We start from the raw sequence: 18,373 nt of genomic DNA, 5'->3' as shown, positions 1-18,373 counted from the left end.
AGGAATGTGACGATGCCCATCAAGCGGCCGCCCCTAGACTGGGGGAGTGACTGCACTGATAAATGTTGTTGGCGCTGCGATCGTCGATTCTTTGGAAGCACCCACCCGCCTTCTTGCTGCGCGCCGTTCAGCACCACCGCAGTTTGCCGGAATGTGGGAATTTCCAGGTGGCAAGGTGGAAGCCGGCGAGACTGCGGAAGCCGCCCTGCACCGGGAACTGGCCGAGGAACTGGGCATTGAGGTTCAGCTGGGACGGGAGTTGGAGTCAGGTCGCCCTGAAGGGTGGGTCCTCAATGAACGGGCCGCCATGCGGGTTTGGTTTGCGGAACTTACTGCCGGCGAGCCCGCACCGTTGGAAGACCATGACGAACTGCAGTGGGTATCACTAACGGGTGGAGATGAAGCACTTGGCCTTCCCTGGATCCCGGCGGACTTCCCGATTGTCCGGGCTTTGCTGGACAGGGTGGTCGCACCGGCATAGCAGGGCCACCTCAGAACAGTGGCTGCTGTCCAGGGAGTGTGCCGGCGCCCACCTCAGGGGCGGAGGGCCCCTGCATCGGACGGGCGTTGCGGTGGCTGAATCCTGAGGTCCGGGTGTAGCCGTACTTCGCTTTGAAGTGGGTGATCCGGCCGGTCAGCCAAGTGCTGTATTCCTTCGAGACATAGGAACCTTGGCCGTAGAGGCGGCGGTACTTCCCGACCAGTTCGGGGTGCTGGGCCGCCAGCCACTGCATGTACCACTCCCGCGTTCCTGGCTTCAGGTACAGCGCTCCGGCGGTGACGCCCGTGGCGCCGGCTTTGGCCAGTTCGCTGAACAACGAATCGAGGGCCTCGTCCGAGTCGGTCAGCCACGGCAGGATGGGCATCGCCATGACACCGCAACCCAGGCCGGCTTCCCGGAGCCGGGAAATGAGTTTGAGCCGTGCCCTGGGTGAGGGCGTTCCGGGTTCCACCAGCCCGGCAAGATCCTCATTGGTCATGGCGAGCGAAATCCCGAGGTCCACTGGGACCATCGTGGCAGCGTGCTTGAGGAGGGGGATGTCCCGCGCCAGCAGGGTGCCTTTGGTCAGGATGGAGAATGGTGTGCCTGAGTCCGCCAGTGCACGGATGATTCCGGGCATCAGGGCGTAGCGGCCTTCGGCGCGTTGGTAGGGGTCGGTGTTGGTTCCCAAAGCGACTTGGTGCCGTTCCCACGAGGGTTTGGCGAGTTCCCTCCGGAGCACTTCGGCGGCATTGATCTTCACCACCACTTGCGAATCGAAGTCGCGCCCGGCGTCGAATTCCAGATAGGTGTGGCTCTTGCGGGCGAAGCAGTAGACGCACGCGTGGCTGCAACCGCGGTAGGGGTTCACCGTCCACTCGAACGGCATGGCAGAACCCGAAGGCACCTTGTTGAGCACTGACTTTGCGGTGACCTCATGAAAGGTGACTCCGGAGAATTCGGGTGTTGAGATGGAACGCACCAGCCCGGCCAGCGGCAGCAGCGCATCCATGGCCGGGGCAGGGCCTGGAGCTGAAGAGCCGCCGTCGTCGGACGCCGGTCCACGGGTAGGTGACAGTGCTTGTGCGTCCCATCTCATGAACTCCATTCGAAGGTATGTTCGAATGAATGTCAAGGACCCCGGAGCGAATCGCCCACACCAGGGGCCAAGCGTTGCTAGGGTTGGCCCATGATTCTGCTGACTGGGTTCGAACCGTTCGGCCAAGACGATGTCAATCCTTCCTGGCATGCCGTGCGCCGCGCACAGGACATCCTCCGTGCCGAAGGCCTGGTGGTCGAAGCCCGGGAATTGCCGTGCGTGTTTGGTGATTCGGCCACAACACTCAGCGAAGCCATGGCCACCATCAACCCGGACCTTGTGGTCTGCGTGGGACTGGCCGGCGGACGTGCACGGATATCCCTGGAACGTGTGGCCATCAACTGCGATGACGCACGGATTCCCGACAACAAGGGCCAGAAACCTGTGGACGAGGAAGTGGTCCCCGGCGGCCCGGCGGCGTACTTCTCCACCTTGCCCATCAAGGCCGCGTTGCGGGACCTCCAGATTGCTGGAATCAACGGCGAGGTCTCGCAGTCGGCAGGAACCTACGTCTGCAACCACCTTTTCTACGCGTTGATGCACCTGCTTGCTTCGACCGCAAGCGTCCGCGGCGGTTTCGTGCACATTCCCTACCTCCCGGAACAGGTGTCCCCGGAAAGTGGTACCCCGTCCATGCCCTTGGAATCCATGGCGGAGGGCCTTGCCGTCGTGGTGCGCACGGCCCTACGGGCGCAAGTGGACGCTGCCCTCAGTGCCGGAGCCATTCATTAGATAAGTTCCCATTCCACGGTGACGCTGGCCGTGACGGAAGACTCTCCGGCCTGAACAGGCAGTGATTCGGCGGAGAACGATGCCCTGACCATCCCGCCCATGGGGATGGGGGCACCATGGACGGGCTCCTGGGCAATGGATTTCACCTGCCCCAGCCGTGCAGAAGCCAGCGATGCGTACTGCTGGGCACGTGCCAGTGCGTCCAGCCATGCCGCCTCCTGCGCCTGGGCGGTCACCGCGGTTGCATCGGCGAAACCTTGGTCGATCCCATTGATCCTGATGTCGTCACCACCGGCCGCCACTGCGGCGGCGATGGCTGCCGGCGCATCGGCATGTGAACGGATTCCCACCTGCAGGGCGGTGGAAGCTACATACGCCGTGACCTTCTGGCCTTGTCCTTCCACCCACACCAGATCGGCCCTCAGATTCAAGCCGCTGGTCCGCAGGTCGACGTCCGTAACGCCGGCCTCCCGCAAACTTACCGCGACAGCGCCGGCCGCCTTCCCGGCGTCGTCGTAGGCCTTGGCGGCAGTGTCCCGGCGCGTTTCCACGCCGAGCGTCAACGTGACCAGATCCGGAACTGCTGTGGCGCTCGCCGTCCCCGTTACAGTGATGCTGCGTTTCATGAGGCCTCGATTCCCTTGCCGGCAGGTCCGTCCTGCCGATGGTGGTCAGTGTCAATGTATCCGCCCGCCGCGAGTCCCGCCTGGCGCTCAAAGAAGTTGTTCGACGCCGGATTGCCGCTGCGGAGCATCGACCAGCCGGCGGCGATGCCGTAGAGAGCAAGGAACGGCACGCCCAGACAGTACGCGTATTGGGTGCTGTGCCGCTCTTCGTGCCCCAGCAGCACGGCATTGCTGCCGGCAATTCCGTGAGGTGCGCGGTACAGAATGACGTTGCCCAGCGTGAACGCTCCGGCATGGGGGAGCTTCCAGTCATAACCAGCCGCGATCAGCAGCCCGCGCGGCCCGCGCGACACCGTGCTCCGGGACGCGACGGCGACCATCAGTCCCAGCGGCGTGGACAGGTTCACGACGTTGGCGAGCTGCCTTATGCGTTGCGCGGGTGTCATGAGGCCTATGCTAGACCCGCCGTCTATGGCACGGCGCAGGCCGCGGGGATACGCTGATCGGGCACCCGCCGGTGCAGGGGAACCACTATGGGGGAAGAGGATCAATGAACGCGAAACGCGCCTTGGGCGTCGTCGGTGTGCTGATTGCGGTGATGGTGGCTTTGACCGGTTGCGTCAAGCTCAACATGTCGGTGAAGGTCAACAACGAAAAGAGCGTGGACTACGAAGTTGTCTACGCCATCCAAAAATCCGTGCTGGGGGATAAGACCTTCGACGAGTTCATGGAGTCGAATGGCAGCGGGGGCGAAATGGACATCCCCGAAGGTTCCACAGTGGTGGACTACGAAGACGAGAAGTACAAAGGCAAGCGGATCACCGCAGCCAATCTCGATCCTGCCAAGCTCGCGGAGTCTTCCAGCTCCGAAAATCCCTTCCAGTTGAAGAAGGAAGGTGACTTCTATGTCCTCACCATGGGTGGCGTGACAGGTGCCGGCAATGGGGATCCGTCGGCGTCGAGCATGGCAAAGTCCATGTTCGACGAAGCCTCCGTCAAGTTCACGTTCCCGGGCAAGGTCGTAGAGGCCCAAGGTGCCACTGTGGAGGGGAACACCGCGACGTTTGACATGCTGTCCGTCGAGGAATCAGTGGTCCAAGCCAAGGCTGAGGCCAACGCGGGCGTACCCATGTGGATCATCTGGATCCTGGTGGCCGTGCTGGTGATCGCCGCTGCGGTGGTGCTCCTGTTCGTGCTGTTGCGCAGGAAGTCCGCACAGCAGACTCCGGCGCTCGCAGGCGCTGCGCCCTACGGCCGGCCCGCCGACGCACCCAACCCGGGGGCCTACCCCCAGCAGCCAACGCAGTCACCCCAAGCGGACTGGGCAGGGCAGGGCTACACCCCGGGGGCGCCGCCGGCCCAGGCCGCGGCACCGACCCAGGTCCCGCAGCCGCCTGCTCAGCAGTTCCCGACGCAGCAGACGACGCAGTTGCCGACGCAGCAGCCGCCCGGCCAACGGCACGACGACGGACAGCCGTCACCGCCGCCGCCGGCACCGCCCGCTTAGGGTATGAGGGCACACACGGCGACATCCGCCGTCGTGCTGCTCACATGGCGGGACGCATGGTGGTGGGTTAAATCCCGTCCGTGACGTTCAACTAGACTGAAGGGTAGTGCCTGCCGTCCGCGGCAAGCACTGCCCTTTCGTTTTGCAGGCCTGCTTTGCCGGCCGATCCCTACTCGTAGCTAAGAACAGTAGATGACTGACACTTTGCCAGGCGCTGCCATCCCGAATCCGCTGGATGAAGCCGCCATCACCGCCGCCGTCGAGGACGCCATTGCCGCAATCGCGGCTGCTTCCTCCCTCGAAGAACTCAAGGCTGTCCGCCTCGCCCACACAGGCGAGAAGTCGCCACTGAGCCTGGCCAACCGTGAAATCGGTGGGCTCGCCAAGGAGCACAAGGCTGCGGCCGGCAAGCTCATGGGGTCCTCCCGTGGCCGCGTCAACCAAGCGCTCGCAGCCCGGACCGAGGTTCTCGAAGCAGAGAACGACGCCCGCATCCTGGTCGAAGAAACCGTGGATGTCACCGCCGCTCCGCGTCGACGCCGGGCAGGTGCACGCCACCCGCTGTCCACGTTGCAGGACCGCGTCTCGGACATCTTTGTTGGCATGGGCTGGGAAATCGCCGAAGGGCCCGAGGTGGAGTCCGAGTGGTTCAACTTCGATGCCTTGAACTTCAAGCCGGACCACCCTGCCCGCGAAATGCAGGACACGTTCTTCGTGGAGCCTCCTGAAGCCCACCTGCTCATGCGCACGCACACGTCGCCTGTACAGGTCCGCTCGATGCTGGAACGCGAAGTTCCCATCTACGTGTTGTGCCCCGGCAAGGTGTTCCGCACTGACGAACTCGATGCCACGCACACTCCCGTGTTCCACCAGTTCGAGGGTCTTGCGATTGACAAGAACCTGAGCATGGCGGATCTGCGCGGCACGCTGGAGCACTTTGCCCGCCAGATGTTCGGCGACGAAGCGTCCATCCGCCTGCGCCCCAACTACTTCCCGTTCACGGAGCCTTCCGCCGAGCTGGACATCTGGCACCCCGGTGCCAAGGGCGGTCCCCGCTGGATCGAATGGGGTGGCTGCGGCATGGTCAACCCCAACGTCCTCCGGGCAGCCGGCATCGATCCGGACATCTATTCAGGTTTTGCTTTCGGCATGGGCATCGAGCGCACGCTTATGTTCCGCAACGAGGTCGGCGATATGCGCGACATGATCGAAGGCGACGTACGTTTCAGCGAGCACTTCGGGATGGAGATCTAACAGTGCGTATCCCACTTTCCTGGCTGCGTGAATTCGCGCAGGTTCCGGCCGATGCTACGGCCGAAGACGTCATGGCTGACTTGGTCAAGGTCGGTTTTGAAGAAGAAGAAGTCCACCGTCCCACGGACGAGCTCACGGGCCCCGTCGTGGTGGGCCAGGTCCTGAGCCTGGTCAAGGAACCGCAGACCAATGGCAAGACCATCAATTGGTGCCAGGTCCGGGTCGTTCCCGAGGGACAGGAACAGACCCTCACCGGCAAGGGCATTGATCCTTCCGGCGTGCAGGGCATCATCTGCGGTGCGCACAACTTTGTTGAGGGCGACAAAGTGGTTGTTACCCTTCCTGGTGCAGTGTTGCCCGGAAACTTCCAGATCTCAGCAAGGAAGACCTACGGTCACCTGTCCGCGGGCATGATCGCTTCTGTCCGAGAGCTGGGAATCGGCGATGACCACGACGGCATCCTGGTCCTCTCAAGCATCGGCCTGGACCCGGAAATCGGCACCGACGCGATGGAACTGCTGGGTCTGTACGATCAGGCAGCGGAAATCAACGTCACCCCGGACCGCGGCTACGCCTTCTCCATCCGTGGCGTAGCGCGCGAGTACGCCCACGCAACCGGAACCACCTTCGTGGATCCGGCGTCGAAGGTCTCGGCTCCGGCCACCCTGCAGGGCGGCTACGGCGTCAAGCTCAACGACGACGCTCCCATCTACGGCAAACCCGGCTGCGACCGCTTTGTGGTCCGCACGGTGCGTGGTGTGGACGCTTCCCGTCCCACGCCGCCGTGGATGTCCGCCCGCCTTCGTTTGGCCGGCGTGCGGTCCATCTCGCTGCCCGTTGATATCTCCAACTACGTCATGCTTGAGCTCGGCCAGCCGAACCACTGCTACGACCTGGATAAGCTCGCAGGCGACATCGTGGTGCGTCGTGCCGTGGCGGGGGAGAAGATCACCACCCTCGATGACAAGGTGCGCACGCTCGACGTCGAGGACCTGCTGATCACCGATGACTCCGGCGCCATCGGCATCGCCGGCGTGATGGGCGGTGCCCACACTGAGGTGTCCGATTCCACCACGAACATCCTGGTGGAAGCCGCGCACTTCGACGAAGTGTCAATCGCTCGTTCCCGTCGCCGCCACAAGCTGCCGTCCGAAGCTTCCAAGCGCTTTGAGCGCGGGGTTGACTGGCACATCGCCAACATTGCCGCGCACCGCGTCGTGGACCTGTTGGTGGAGCTCGCCGGGGGCACGGCAGATGAGGCCGGGACCGACGTCGGAACCGCCCCTGGCGCTGTGACCATCGAGCTGCCGGCAGAATTTGCCGCTGCACGGATTGGTATCGACTTCACTGACGAGCAGATCACCACGTCGCTGGTGGATCTGGGGGCCGCCGTGGAGAAGACCGCCAACGGCTACTTGGTGACGGCTCCCAGCTGGCGCAACGACCTTGAAACCAAGGAAGACCTCTCCGAGGAAATCGCCCGCCTGGTGGGATACGATAACATCCCGTCCACCCTCCCCGTGGCGCCTCCGGGCCGTGGCCTGAGCCGCAGCCAGCAGCAGAAGCGCCGCGTTGTTCAGGCGTTGGCTGATGCCGGTCTCACCGAGGTGTTGTCCTACCCGTTCGTTTCCAAGGCAGCCAACGACACGTTCGGTGTTGCTGCTGAAGGAGCGGCGCGTCCGGCGTTGAAGTTGGCGAACCCGATCAGCGAAGAGCAAGGTTTCCTTCGCACGTCCATCCTGCCGGGCCTGATCGAGGTTGCCCGTCGCAACCACTCGCGCGGCTTCCGGGACCTGGCTCTTTATGAAGCAGGGTCGGTGTTCCTTCCGGGCGAAACGATGGGCACGGATTCCATTCCGCCGCTGGGCGTCAAGCCTTCGGATGAGGTTCTGGATGCACTGTACGACGGCGTCCCGCACCAGCCGCTGCATATCGCCGCTGTCTTCACCGGCCATGATTCTCCTGCCGCGGCTACCCACACGCCCCGCGAGTGGGATTGGGCCGATGCCTTGGACGTAGCCCGCCTTATTGCCGGTGTGCTGGGTGTTGAACTGGTTGTCAGCCAGGGCAGTCACCAGGCCTTCCACCCGGGCCGCGCAGCCCAGCTCGCGCTGCGCAACGGAGATGTTGTTGGATACGCAGGTGAGCTTCACCCGAAGCTGCTGGCTGCACACGATATGCCTGCACGTTCAGTGGCGCTCGAGATCAACGTGGAAGCACTATTCGAGGCTGCGGCTGATGTGATCGTGGCCAAGCACATCTCCGGATTCCCGGTGGCGACGCAGGACGTTGCTCTGGTTGTTCCGCAGGACGTGCCGGCGGATCAGGTCCTTTCGGCACTGCGCGAAGGTGCCGGGGAACTCCTCGAGGACGTTGCTCTCTTCGATGTCTACGTGGGCCCAGGGATCGAGGAGGGCAGGAAGTCGCTGGCCTTCGGTCTCCGTTTCCGTGCCGACGACCGTACCCTGACGGCGGATGAGGCTTCTGAAGCCCGTGCCGCCGCTGTTGCAGTTGCAGCCGAACGGTTTGGCGCAGTCCAGCGCTAGCCCCATTATCAAGTGAATCCCCGGGACCTGATGGTCCCGGGAATTTTCTTTTTGAGATTGAGCTCCCAGCATCTTGACAGAACATTCACATGTGTATGACAGTTTTGTCATGCACATGTGAAACATGTGTATCACATCCCTTGCACGGTTCGCTGAGAGCCGTCCCTTGAAAGGTACCCATGAAAAAGCACAACGTTGCTTTGCTGGTTGGAGCTGCAGTGATGGCTTTGACGTCCTCGCTTGGTGGAGCCGCAACAGCGTCAGAGTCGACGCCGCAAACAGCTGCCGCCGAGGTCCAGCCTGTATCGCACACGGTGGACCGGTCACAGGTTTCAGGATCTGCGGCTTCACCTTTGGCCGACAGGTACACGATTGCCGCACCTTCAAAGAACGGTGGTGCTTCCACCGATTCAGTCATCGGCGCTGATGGCCGGGTGCGCATCACCAACACGACGGCTGCTCCCAACCGATCAATAGTCCAGATCGAGTTCAACGGCGGCTACATCTGCTCCGGTGCGTTGATTTCCGACGACACCGTGCTGACCGCGGGCCACTGCGTGCACGAAGGCGGCACGGGCTCCGAGGCCGACTATTCCTGGGGTGTCAAAGTGGCTCCGGGTCGCAATGGTTCGACGGACCCCTACGGCACCTGCGGTGCTACCAAGATCTACACCGATCAGCGCTGGATCGATTCTGCCAATACCAACGCAGACTGGGGCGTCATCAAGCTCGACTGCAGCATCGGTAACACCACTGGCTGGCTCAACTACACCGGCACCACGGCAAGCCTAAACGGCACCAACGTGACCGTTCGTGGCTACCCGGGAGACAAGGCCTTCGGCACCATGTGGTCCATGACCGGTCCCATCGAGAGCACCACCACGGAGAAGGTTTACTACAAGATGGATACCTTTGGTGGGCAGAGCGGTGCACCCGTCTACAACAGCTCCAACACCATCATGGCTATCCACACCAACGGCGGAAGCTCCAACTCGGGCACCCGCATCACGCCGACGCTCGCGAACTACCTGACGTCGGTGAAGTAGCCCACTTGGGTTAATCCACCCAGCAGTGTTCCCCCGCAGCAGATTCTTGGCTGCGGGGAACACTTGCTTTGGCGAATAGGAGCCCGCCAAGCACAAGCTACATTTTGCAGGGGACAAAGTTCTCTATGGGGTAACGGGTGTGTGGATTGGACAGCGGGCGACCTTCCTTGGCAGACCACGTTCTTGGCCTAGGCACGACCCACCCCTGTTAGTAGCAAGTACTCCTGCCGAATGTTACATACCCATCTGATGCACGGTATTGACGGTGATTGGTTACAGCGGGCGACTCCTGTGCCTGAGCCAGGAGTGGATCTGCAGATGGATGGGATCTCGCAGTAGCCTCGGAACGCAGGGCCGTTCGGTGACAACCTTTCCTAGCGGAATTTGCCTTCAGGGTCGGCAAAGCGGCGGGTATTCCCACCAAGGTTTATTTCGTACTTTCCGGTGGTGAGTCCCATGACGAATTTGTCGGGCCCGAACACGTCGATGTGTCTGACGAAGTTTGGGCCGCCATCGGATTCTTGTTTGACGGTGAAGCCGGTGGCCTCGAACAAGGTCTTGACCTTGTCGTGTAGAGCGTCCATTTCTTCCAGGCTCAGCAGCCGCGGAGCTTGCCCGGGTCAGCCGAGGTGGTTCCGGTTCCTGGTCCGCCGGCGAACCGGGGCCGGTCCCGCGGCGAAAACACCGCTGAAACAGCCGGTGCAGGGACCGGTGTGCTCTCGGGCATCGGGTCCAGGATCATGGTGGCGACTGTCGCGGATGCTTCGGCGATGTTCCCGGAGAGCAGGTGCTGTTTGCGGATGTTGTCGCGTTGCTGCCAGGCTTCCATGTTCTTTTGCCGGGCTTTCTCTTACTGCGCCCTGTGCTTGGCCTCGCCGACGTCCTCGGCCAGAACCGCGAGGACACTTGCCAGCTTGCCGCGATCATCGGACCTGATGCCGCAGGCGTCCTTGAACAGGCGCCCGTAGCCGCCGTTGAAGTCCTGCACTGCCTGCTCCACGGCCCCGTACAGGAAGCCTCCCTCGGCACGCAGGAGTTCGTCGGCGGAGTTCGCGGCACGGATCAGCGCGTCGGCTGCGCCGTCATCAAAAGCAATTCCCATGCCTGCCCCCAAACCAGAACAATAAATCCAACGACTAGCATAACCGCTCCTTCGAACTCGAAGCGCTCCTGCCGGCACTGCTGGAACCAACTCTTCCCAACCACACGCCTGAGTTTTGGTGGCCGGAGGACCGGGCGTGGGCTGTTTGGACAGACTGGGACCTGCTGGGATCCAACGTCTTCGGCAGCAAAGAACTGATCGAGACCCTCCGGCGGCACCCCGACCTCGAAACACTGGACTGGTTCCCGGTTCGAGCAGACCCCCAAACACCCCTGGATCCTGTCCGGCAACAGCGAGCCTGAGTCGGGCTCGTGGACTGACCTGGCCGCCACCAAGTATGCCGGACAGGGAGATGCTTCTCGTCTCTGTGGGAGCTCCGGTGTTAGGGCGGTCGAATGTTGGTCGATTCCTCGCTGCGGGGGAGCGTCCAAAAATTCGTGGAGAATAGGCGGATGGACGGGGCATACGTTGTCGATTCGGTGACGAGCGAGACCGCGCCTTGGGTTCATGCGGCAAACCTGGAGCAGGCTCAGTTCGTGCGTCAGGCGCTCAGAGGAGCTGACGTTCTGGTTGTCGACCTGGATGGATCCAAAATGCTCACCCTGGATCAGCTCTTCGCAGAGTACAAGCAGAATTTTTCATTTCCGGACTACTTCGGTGGGAACTGGAGCGCCTTTGACGAGTGCCTGAAAGACTTGGAGTGGCTCCCTGCACGACGATATTTGACCATCATCAGCAACGCTGAGTTGGTGCTTTCCAGAGAGGGTGCAGCCTGTGCAGAATGCCGCGGGTGGTTGCTTCGGAAGCGTGAGTCCTGCAGTTGCCCGATTTGGGCATGGACACGGGGCGATGGCAGAGTCGTTTGAAGCCTCACAGAAGGGGAAATCCACCAAAGCTGTTGCGACATTGGGCTGGGGACTTAGCCGTGAGAGGAGGGCGTGATGGAGAATCCGGTGCTTGACCTGTGGAGGCTCGATGAGACGCCCGGCGCAGGAGACGCGATTGAACTGCTCGGCCAGCTGGCCCTCGAGCGCGCCCTTCGCTACGCCAAGACCGAGGACCGTGACGAGTTCGTGGCCGGCCGGCTTGCTGCACTGCACTTTGCTGCGACGCTCCTGGGAGTGGAGTCCCGCCGCCTCGTCCCTTCCTATCACTGCCCGCAGTGCGGCCCCGCCCAGGACCATGGTCGCCCAGGGTTCATGCTCGACGGCGGCCCCGCACCTCTTGCGCTCAGCGCGTCCAGAGCGTCGGGCTGGGTGCTGCTGGCCGGCGTCGTGCATCCTCCCGAAGAACTACGGCTGGGAGTGGATCTTGAATCGACTGGCAAAGCAACCTTCGAAGGCTTCGACGACGTCGCGCTGACCGCAACCGAGAAACGCTTCCTGTCCACCATCCCGGATCAGGAGCGAGATAGTCAGCGCGCGCGCCTGTGGGCACGCAAAGAGGCGTGGCTGAAGATGACGGGGGAGGGCCTGAGGCGCAACCCCGCAGAGCTGGATGTGCTGGACCTGCCCGGCCTGAGCGACGTCACCGAAACACCACTGCCTGAGGGTTTAGTCGCCGCTCTTGCCCTCGGCTAACGGGCAGAAGGCAGCGCCGGAAGCACAGCCTCGTAAAGCCATGGCCGGAGAATCGAGGCGCAGTCAAAGCCCGGAATGAACGAGTCCGCAGCCTCAATGAACGCCTCCGTGGACACCGAGCTGTGCCGGTTGGTGGCAGTCCAATGCTGCAGGAAGCCGAAGAACGCCTCGTTGCCGGCCGCGATTCGTAGGGCATGGACGGCCAGAGCTCCGCGCTTGTAGACGCGGTCATCGAACATCAACTCGGGGCCGGGGTCTCCCACCAACAAGTCCTGAGGGCCGGCGTCGAGCCTTTTCCACGCAGCTGTGGCCCGCGCAGCAACAGTCATGGTCCGGGATTCTTCGGACCACAACCATTCCGCGTAGCAGGCGAATCCTTCATGCAGCCAGATGTCTTTCCAGCTGCTCACGGTCAGCGAGTTGCCGAACCACTGGTGGGAGAGCTCGTGGGCGATCAAGCGCTGGGCGTCCCAGGACTCGCGCATGTGGTTGCGGCCGAAGATGGAGACGGTTTGGGCTTCCAACGGGATTTCCAGTTCGTCTTCAGTGACTACCGAGGTGTAGTCCGTGAACGGGTAGGGGCCGAAGCAATCCTCGAAGGTCCGCATCATGTCGGGCTGGCGTCGCAGGCCTTGAAGAGCATCCACCGCCATCTCGGGCGTGACTGCTACGAACTGCGGCACCCGGGGGTGGGTGTCGTCAACGTGCAGGGGAACCTTGACGTACCGGCCGATCTGCACGGTGGCGAGGTAGGTGGCCATGGGTTCAGCGTGTTCGTAGACCCAGGTCTCCCTGCTGGACTTGCGGGAGTGGGAGATCAAGGTGCCGTTGCACACCGGCCGGTAGTTGTCGTCTGTGGTCACGGAGATGAGGAAGCTGGACTTGTAGCGGGGATGGTCATTGCAGGGGAACCAGGAGGCCGCGCCGTTGGGCTGGCCGGCCACCAGGACGCCGTCGTTCAGTTCTTCCCACCCCACATCGCCCCACAGGCCGCGGCGCGGCTGGGGATTGCCGTCATAGCGGATCTCCAAAGAGAACTGCTGGCCGGGCCTCAGCGGCGACGCCGGGTTGAGCACAAGGTGTTCGGCCCTGTGGCTGAACTTCTGGAGCTTCTTGCCATCCAGCTGGACCTTGCTGGCCCGCAGGCCCACCAAGTCCAAAACAATCTGAGCCGTAGTTGCCAACGCCGTGCATCGCAGGACCGCCTTGCCGATCAGCTTGTTGCTGCCCAGCCTGACATCGAGATCCAACTCGTACCGGTCCACACGGTAGCTGGTGCTGCCGTGGTCCAGAGTGTAGGGGTCCGCTTCGGTCATGGGGGCGGTGATTGGTACGGTCATGATCCGTCCAATCTACTTGAGGCGAGGCGCTTGTGCCGACGGACCCACCCACGGGCTCACCGGGTTGCCCATCCAGTACGTTCCGGCCGGCACTGTCTCACCCCGCATCACCAACGACGCCGGACCAACAGTTCCGCCGTCGCCGATACTGGCCGCGGGCAGGATGACGCCGTGGGGACCCATAGTGGCTCCGTTGCCTAGCGTCACTGTATCCAGGCTCATCACGCGGTCGTGGAACAGGTGCGTCTGGACAACACAGCCACGGTTGACGGTGGAGTTCTCTCCCAGGGTCACGAGGTCAGCCTCTGGCAGCCAGTAGCTCTCGCACCAGGTTCCACGGCCGATCTTGGCGCCGAGGCCTCGAAGCCACCACACCAAGGCGGGAGTTCCGGCGGCGGATCGGGCAAACCACGGGGCGCTCACCATTTCGATAAAAGTGTCCACCACCTCGTTGCGCCAAATGAAGGAGCTCCATAGGGGGTGTTCGCCTGAACGGATGGTCCCCACCAGGACCCATTTGGCCACGATGGAGCTGAGTGCTGCTACTGCTCCTGCTGCCAGCATCACCACCCCACCCAGGACCGCCGCGATCCAATAGCCCCATCCGCGCGCGATCCAATCCAGAACCAGCATCACGCTGACGGCGATGGCCACCGTAAGGATGACCGGTATCAGGCGGCACAGTTCCCAGAGCGCCCTTGCTATCTTCAGCTTGAGGGCTGGGCGGAAGGTTCTTGTCTGATCGGCATCGACGGCGGTGCGGCGCAACCTGACAGGCGGACTGCCCAGCCAGGAGGTGCCGGACTTTGCTTTGGCCGGCGTGGCAGACAGCACCGCGACGAGGGAGTTCTTGGGCACGTTGCGTCCCGCGGCGGTCATGCCTGAGTTGCCCAGGAAGGATCGCTTACCGATCTTGGCCGGCGCAATTTTCATCCAGCCGCCACCCAGTTCGTAGGAGGCCACCATGGTGTCGTCAGCCAGGAAGGCGCCGTCGCCGATGGTGGTCATTTTCGGAACAAGAAGCACTGTTGAGGCTTCCACGTTCTTGCCCACCTTGGCCCCGAGGAGTCGCAACCAGAGGGGCGTGAAGAGGCTGGCGTAGACGGGGAAGAGGAGGTCCCGGGCCATGTCCAGGAGGCGTTCGGTGGCCCAGACTTGCCAACCTATGCGGCTGCGCACCCGGTAGTAGCCCTCCTTGAGGCCCAAGCCGAGAAGCCTCGCAACAATCAGAATCAGCACGAGGTTGCCGAAGAACCACACCAGGGCAGCAAGAGGAAGGGCCAAGGCGATCTGTGGAAGCGCTGTTTCCAACGACTCGTGGCCTTGGATGAACGCCAGAACCACCAGGGCACCGGCGAACGCCGAGAGATAGGGGATAAGCGCCAGCAAAGCCGAAGCGCTGGCAAAAGCGGAGAACCAGAGCCGGTCAGTCACTGGCCGCCTGGTGATTGTTTCCGGCCATTCGTGCTTGGCTTTTCCGCGGCGCTCCGCAGGGGAGCCGGCCACAAGGTGTCCGGCTTTCACTTTGCCCAGCACAGCGGATCCAGCGTCGACGTGTGCGCCCGCGCCGATGGTGGCTCCGGGCATCAGGGTGCTTCGGGCGCCGACAACTGCACCGGCTCCCACATGGATCTGGCCGATGTGGACGGAGTCACCGTCAACCCACCAGCCAGAAAGGTCCACTTCGGGCTCGATGTTGGCTCCGCTGCCCAAGGACAGGAGACCGGTGACCGGGGGCAGTGAGTGCAGGTGGACGTCCTTGCCGATCTTGGCTCCGAGGGCCCGTGCGTAGTAAGGCACGAACGGGGCGCTGGCCAGACCGATGGCACCCGAGAGGTCTTGTATTTGCTCGGCCAGCCACAATCGCAGATGGGTCTTGCCTGAACGCGGGTAGGTGCCGGGTTGGATCCTGCCAAGAAGCACCTTGGCTGCAACCACTGAGATCGCCATCCGGCCCAAGGGACTGACAAAGATCAGCCAAGACGCCGCGATCCACCACCACGACACCACGGGCGCGGCGGCAAAGCCGGCGAAGTCTGCCAGCAGCCTGTTGGCGGCCATCAGGTAGGTGAGCCAACGCATGCCCACCAGGATGTGCAAGGGCACGCCCATCAGGACCTGGAAGATCTGCGACTTCAAGGCTGTAGGGCGGACGGTGCGCTCAGCAGCGGGCCCCGGTACGCCGCCGTCAGGGAGTGATTGCCGGGCGGCATCGATCAACGCGCCTATGCGCGGCGTGGCATAGATATCCGCCACGGTGATGGTGGGGTACCGGACACGAAGGGCGGAAACGAGTTGGGCCGCAGCCAAGGAACCGCCACCGTAGGCGAAGAAGTCGGCGTCGAGGGAACTCACGGGGCTGCCCAGCACCGCCTCCCACTGCTCCACGACCCAGCGGGCGTCATCGGGCAGGTTCAGCGGGGCATTTCCGGCCTCGGTGGCGCCGGCTCCCGCCAGCGGCCACGGCAACGCGTGACGGTCGACTTTTCCGCTGGTCTTGGTGGGGAGCGAATCCACCACGGTCAGCAGGGGGATCAAGGCGGCCGGAAGGCTTTCACCCAGCAGGCGGCGTGCCTCGTCCATGGACAGCTCGTAGCCGTCAACGGGGGCCAGATAACCAACAAGGATCTGGTTGCCGGCTGCCGTGGTCTGTACTGCTGCAGCCGCGCCGGCGACACCAGGCAAAGACTGCAATGCTGCATCCACCTCGCCCAGTTCGATCCGGCGTCCTCCGAGTTTGACCTGTTCGTCGGCGCGGCCCATGAAGATCAGGCCTTCGGCTTCAAAGCGCACCAGGTCACCAGATCGGTAGGCCCGGTCCCATCCCAGCGTTGCCATCGGAGCGTACTTCTCGGCATCCTTGGCGGGATCGAGGTAGCGGGCCAGTCCCACACCCCCGATGATCAGTTCGCCGATCTCACCTTCCGCCACCGGGACGCCTTGAGGATCGACGACGGCGAGGTCCCAGCCGTCCAGTGGCAGCCCGATCCGCACGGGGCCGGGTCCGCCCAAGGGGGCAGCGCAGGCAACGACGGTTGCTTCGGTAGGTCCATAGGTGTTCCATACTTCCCGGCCGTCCACAGCGAGGCGCTCAGCCAACTCGGGCGGGCATGCTTCCCCGCCGAAAATCAGGAGGCGGACGTTCTCGAGTGCTTCGGCGGGCCACAACGCAGCCAGGGTAGGCACGGTGGAAACCACGGTGATGCCGTGGTTGATGAGCCATGGACCGAGGTCCATGCCGGTGCGAACCAACGCCCGTGGTGCCGGTACCAGGCAAGCGCCGTGGCGCCAGGCCAGCCACATTTCCTCGCAGGAAGCGTCGAAGGCGACGGAAAGCCCGGCCAGTACCCGGTCCTGGGGTCCAATGGGTTCAGCTTGAAGGAAGATCCGGGCCTCGGCGTCAACGAACGCGGCCGAGGAGCGGTGTCGGACAGCAACGCCCTTGGGGGTTCCTGTGGATCCAGAGGTGAAGATGATCCAGGAATCGTCGTCCAGTCCGGGGTTGGAGGGCGTGGAAACGGGTTCCCGGGCGTCGCCGGACAGCTGGATGTCCAGGCCCGCAGCGATGATGGCGCCTACCTTGGCTTCGCCGAACACCAGCCGGGCGCGTTCGTCGGGGTCGTCAGCATCCACGGGAACGTAGGCAGCCCCGGCCATGAGGATTCCCAGAATGGCGATGTAGAGCTCGTTGGTGCCGGAGGGGATCCGTACGCCGATCTTGTCGCCCCGGCCGAGACCGGCCGCATTGAGCCGGGCGGCGAAGGCGCGGACAGCCTTGAGGAGATCGTTGTAACTCAGGGACTTCTGCCCGTCATCCAATGCCGAGGCTTCGGGGAATGACGCTGCGGTTTCCGTCAGGATGTCAACGAGGGTGCGCTCGGCCGGGGCGGCGGCGCCTCCCGGTAGCTGGGGACGGTACGTGGTCAAGGCAGGGGTGTGCCCGGCCCCCAAGGGATGTTCTGTGCTCACGATGTCAGCTTTGCGCAGAAAGATGAACAAAAGGTGTCTGACGTTTCCTGCGCGTCACTCTTTGTTGCACAGGAGTTTGCCTGCACTTCACCCGCCGTTGGGAACCGGGCATGGCGGCTAGGGAACCAGCAGGACTTTGCCGGTGGTCCGGCGGCCTTCAAGATCCCTGTGGGCCTGGGCGGCTTCTGCGAGCGGGTACGTGGCGCCCACCCTGACAGCGAGAGTGCCGTTGGCGGCGGCGTCGAAAATCTCCGCTGAACGCCACCGGCGTTCCTGGGCGTTCTGGACGAAGTGCGCCATGGTTGGCCTGGTCAGCGTCAGCGAACCCGCGGCGTTCAGGCGCTGCGGATCAAAGGGCGGCACAGGCCCGGACGCAGCGCCGAAGAGCACCATGGCGCCACGGATGCGCAGGCTCTTGAGGGAATCGTCAAAGGTGTCCTTGCCGACGCCGTCGTACACCACGTTGACGCCTTCGCCCTCGGTCAGTTCGCGGACCTTGTCAGCGAAGCCCTCGTAGCGGAGAACGTCATCGGCTCCGGCAAGAGTCGAGAGATCGGCTTTTTCGTCCGAGGAAACGGTAGTGATGACACGTGCTCCGCGGGCCTTCAATAGTTGCGTCAACAGCAACCCAACGCCACCTGCGCCTGCATGCAGCAACACGGTGTGGCCTGGCTCTACCCGGAAGGATGAATTCATCAGGTAGTGAGCGGTGATTCCCTGCAGCGGCAGAGCCGCAGCGGTGTGATCGTCGACGCCGGCAGGAACCGGTAGCGCCTTGCCCGCGTCAACGAGGGCGTACTTGGCGTATGTCTTGGACCCTTCGGCAGTGGCAACCCGGTCACCGACGGAAAATTCTTCGACCCCGTCGCCAACGGCCTCCACCACGCCGGCGGCCTCAGCGCCAGGGGTGAAGGGGTATTCCACCTTGTAGGTACCGCTGCGTTGGTAGGTCTCAATGAAATTGACCCCGGCAGCTGCGACCTTGATCAACAGCTGGCCGGGGCCAGGTTTGGGTGTTTCCACAGATGCGTACTCGAGGACCTCAGGTCCTCCGGGCTGCTGGGCAACGATAGCGTGCGTCATGGTGGCTC

Annotated in this window: 17 protein-coding genes; 8 read left to right on the top strand and 9 right to left on the bottom strand. The window is 63.2% G+C overall.

The features are described from left to right. Positions 1-46 precede the first annotated feature (46 nt). The gene (locus ACIQLI_RS20425) at positions 47-481 is read left to right on the top strand and encodes a (deoxy)nucleoside triphosphate pyrophosphohydrolase (RefSeq protein ID WP_354232451.1); all 435 of its coding nucleotides are present in this window, start codon (positions 47-49) and stop codon (positions 479-481) included. A 10-nt stretch (positions 482-491) separates the two neighbouring features. Here ACIQLI_RS20425 and ACIQLI_RS20420 read toward each other — a convergent pair whose 3' ends face one another. Then, complete coding sequence (locus ACIQLI_RS20420) at positions 492-1,580, bottom strand: Rv2578c family radical SAM protein (protein ID WP_400391813.1); 1,089 nt, start codon at positions 1,578-1,580, stop codon at positions 492-494. A 90-nt stretch (positions 1,581-1,670) separates the two neighbouring features. Between ACIQLI_RS20420 and pcp the strand changes: the two genes are divergently transcribed. Beyond that, positions 1,671-2,312 carry a pyroglutamyl-peptidase I gene (pcp, locus tag ACIQLI_RS20415; RefSeq protein ID WP_400391810.1) on the top strand — a complete coding sequence of 214 codons (642 nt, stop codon included), beginning with the start codon at positions 1,671-1,673 and terminating at the stop codon, positions 2,310-2,312. Here pcp and ACIQLI_RS20410 read toward each other — a convergent pair. Together ACIQLI_RS20410 and ACIQLI_RS20405 are read right to left on the bottom strand one after the other, a co-directional pair. Next, entirely contained in the window at positions 2,309-2,938 is a 630-nt protein-coding gene (locus tag ACIQLI_RS20410; RefSeq protein ID WP_400391807.1) for an SIMPL domain-containing protein, read from the bottom strand. The genes pcp and ACIQLI_RS20410 overlap by 4 nt on opposite strands. Next, the gene (locus ACIQLI_RS20405) at positions 2,935-3,384 is read right to left on the bottom strand and encodes a hypothetical protein (RefSeq protein WP_400391805.1); all 450 of its coding nucleotides are present in this window, start codon (positions 3,382-3,384) and stop codon (positions 2,935-2,937) included. The genes ACIQLI_RS20410 and ACIQLI_RS20405 overlap by 4 nt, the downstream gene beginning before the upstream one ends. Positions 3,385-3,488: 104 nt before the next feature. On the opposite strand from ACIQLI_RS20405, the gene ACIQLI_RS20400 reads away from it, so the two are divergent. The 4 genes from ACIQLI_RS20400 (at position 3,489) to ACIQLI_RS20385 (ending at position 9,291) form a co-directional block, all read left to right on the top strand. Beyond that, the gene (locus ACIQLI_RS20400) at positions 3,489-4,445 is read left to right on the top strand and encodes an LppM family (lipo)protein (RefSeq protein WP_400391802.1); all 957 of its coding nucleotides are present in this window, start codon (positions 3,489-3,491) and stop codon (positions 4,443-4,445) included. A 192-nt stretch (positions 4,446-4,637) separates the two neighbouring features. Continuing rightward, entirely contained in the window at positions 4,638-5,699 is a 1,062-nt protein-coding gene (gene pheS, locus ACIQLI_RS20395; protein ID WP_311214266.1) for a phenylalanine--tRNA ligase subunit alpha, read from the top strand. Positions 5,700-5,701: 2 nt separating this feature from the next. Then, positions 5,702-8,245: a phenylalanine--tRNA ligase subunit beta gene (gene pheT, locus ACIQLI_RS20390; protein WP_400391799.1), complete on the top strand. Its 2,544-nt coding sequence runs from the start codon at positions 5,702-5,704 to the stop codon at positions 8,243-8,245. A gap of 179 nt (positions 8,246-8,424) precedes the next feature. Next, a complete protein-coding gene (locus ACIQLI_RS20385; protein ID WP_400391797.1) occupies positions 8,425-9,291 on the top strand; it encodes a trypsin-like serine peptidase in 867 nt (288 codons plus the stop codon). Between the two features lie 374 nt (positions 9,292-9,665). Here ACIQLI_RS20385 and ACIQLI_RS20380 read toward each other — a convergent pair whose 3' ends face one another. From ACIQLI_RS20380 to ACIQLI_RS20370, 3 genes are read right to left on the bottom strand one after another with little or no spacing between them, the layout of a single operon-like run. Then, on the bottom strand, positions 9,666-9,875 hold the full coding sequence (locus ACIQLI_RS20380; RefSeq protein WP_400391794.1) for a hypothetical protein: 210 nt from the start codon (positions 9,873-9,875) through the stop codon (positions 9,666-9,668). An 11-nt stretch (positions 9,876-9,886) separates the two neighbouring features. Beyond that, positions 9,887-10,120: a hypothetical protein gene (locus ACIQLI_RS20375; RefSeq protein WP_400391792.1), complete on the bottom strand. Its 234-nt coding sequence runs from the start codon at positions 10,118-10,120 to the stop codon at positions 9,887-9,889. A gap of 21 nt (positions 10,121-10,141) precedes the next feature. Beyond that, positions 10,142-10,393 carry a hypothetical protein gene (locus tag ACIQLI_RS20370; RefSeq protein WP_400391789.1) on the bottom strand — a complete coding sequence of 84 codons (252 nt, stop codon included), beginning with the start codon at positions 10,391-10,393 and terminating at the stop codon, positions 10,142-10,144. A gap of 395 nt (positions 10,394-10,788) precedes the next feature. Between ACIQLI_RS20370 and ACIQLI_RS20365 the strand changes: the two genes are divergently transcribed. Continuing rightward, on the top strand, positions 10,789-11,259 hold the full coding sequence (locus ACIQLI_RS20365) for a barstar family protein (protein ID WP_400391787.1): 471 nt from the start codon (positions 10,789-10,791) through the stop codon (positions 11,257-11,259). Between the two features lie 75 nt (positions 11,260-11,334). Next, entirely contained in the window at positions 11,335-11,973 is a 639-nt protein-coding gene (locus tag ACIQLI_RS20360) for a 4'-phosphopantetheinyl transferase family protein (protein WP_400391784.1), read from the top strand. Here the strand turns inward: ACIQLI_RS20360 and ACIQLI_RS20355 are convergent. The 3 genes from ACIQLI_RS20355 to ACIQLI_RS20345 form a co-directional block, all read right to left on the bottom strand. Further along, a complete protein-coding gene (locus ACIQLI_RS20355) occupies positions 11,970-13,313 on the bottom strand; it encodes a M1 family metallopeptidase (RefSeq protein ID WP_400391781.1) in 1,344 nt (447 codons plus the stop codon). The genes ACIQLI_RS20360 and ACIQLI_RS20355 overlap by 4 nt on opposite strands. Positions 13,314-13,325: 12 nt before the next feature. Next, complete coding sequence (locus tag ACIQLI_RS20350) at positions 13,326-17,282, bottom strand: Pls/PosA family non-ribosomal peptide synthetase (RefSeq protein WP_400391778.1); 3,957 nt, start codon at positions 17,280-17,282, stop codon at positions 13,326-13,328. Between the two features lie 117 nt (positions 17,283-17,399). Then, on the bottom strand, positions 17,400-18,365 hold the full coding sequence (locus ACIQLI_RS20345) for a quinone oxidoreductase family protein (protein ID WP_400391775.1): 966 nt from the start codon (positions 18,363-18,365) through the stop codon (positions 17,400-17,402). Between the last annotated feature and the right edge of the window lie 8 nt (positions 18,366-18,373).

The sequence above is a fragment of the Paenarthrobacter sp. NPDC091669 genome (genome assembly GCF_044756725.1).
In the GTDB taxonomy this organism is placed as follows: Bacteria; Actinomycetota; Actinomycetes; order Actinomycetales; family Micrococcaceae; genus Arthrobacter; species Arthrobacter bambusae_C.
This window is presented reverse-complemented; position numbering and strand designations above follow the sequence as displayed.

Excerpts from the sequence above, each read along its gene's own strand:
- ACIQLI_RS20420 (WP_400391813.1), bottom strand. The coding sequence starts at position 1,580 with ATGAGATGGGACGCACAAGCACTGTCACCTACCCGTGGACCGGCGTCC.
- pcp (WP_400391810.1), top strand. The coding sequence starts at position 1,671 with ATGATTCTGCTGACTGGGTTCGAACCGTTCGGCCAAGACGATGTCAAT.
- ACIQLI_RS20410 (WP_400391807.1), bottom strand. The coding sequence starts at position 2,938 with ATGAAACGCAGCATCACTGTAACGGGGACGGCGAGCGCCACAGCAGTT.
- ACIQLI_RS20405 (WP_400391805.1), bottom strand. The coding sequence starts at position 3,384 with ATGACACCCGCGCAACGCATAAGGCAGCTCGCCAACGTCGTGAACCTG.
- ACIQLI_RS20400 (WP_400391802.1), top strand. The coding sequence starts at position 3,489 with ATGAACGCGAAACGCGCCTTGGGCGTCGTCGGTGTGCTGATTGCGGTG.
- pheS (WP_311214266.1), top strand. The coding sequence starts at position 4,638 with ATGACTGACACTTTGCCAGGCGCTGCCATCCCGAATCCGCTGGATGAA.
- ACIQLI_RS20385 (WP_400391797.1), top strand. The coding sequence starts at position 8,425 with ATGAAAAAGCACAACGTTGCTTTGCTGGTTGGAGCTGCAGTGATGGCT.
- ACIQLI_RS20380 (WP_400391794.1), bottom strand. The coding sequence starts at position 9,875 with ATGGACGCTCTACACGACAAGGTCAAGACCTTGTTCGAGGCCACCGGC.
- ACIQLI_RS20375 (WP_400391792.1), bottom strand. The coding sequence starts at position 10,120 with ATGGAAGCCTGGCAGCAACGCGACAACATCCGCAAACAGCACCTGCTC.
- ACIQLI_RS20370 (WP_400391789.1), bottom strand. The coding sequence starts at position 10,393 with ATGGGAATTGCTTTTGATGACGGCGCAGCCGACGCGCTGATCCGTGCC.
- ACIQLI_RS20365 (WP_400391787.1), top strand. The coding sequence starts at position 10,789 with ATGTTGGTCGATTCCTCGCTGCGGGGGAGCGTCCAAAAATTCGTGGAG.
- ACIQLI_RS20360 (WP_400391784.1), top strand. The coding sequence starts at position 11,335 with ATGGAGAATCCGGTGCTTGACCTGTGGAGGCTCGATGAGACGCCCGGC.
- ACIQLI_RS20355 (WP_400391781.1), bottom strand. The coding sequence starts at position 13,313 with ATGACCGTACCAATCACCGCCCCCATGACCGAAGCGGACCCCTACACT.
- ACIQLI_RS20345 (WP_400391775.1), bottom strand. The coding sequence starts at position 18,365 with ATGACGCACGCTATCGTTGCCCAGCAGCCCGGAGGACCTGAGGTCCTC.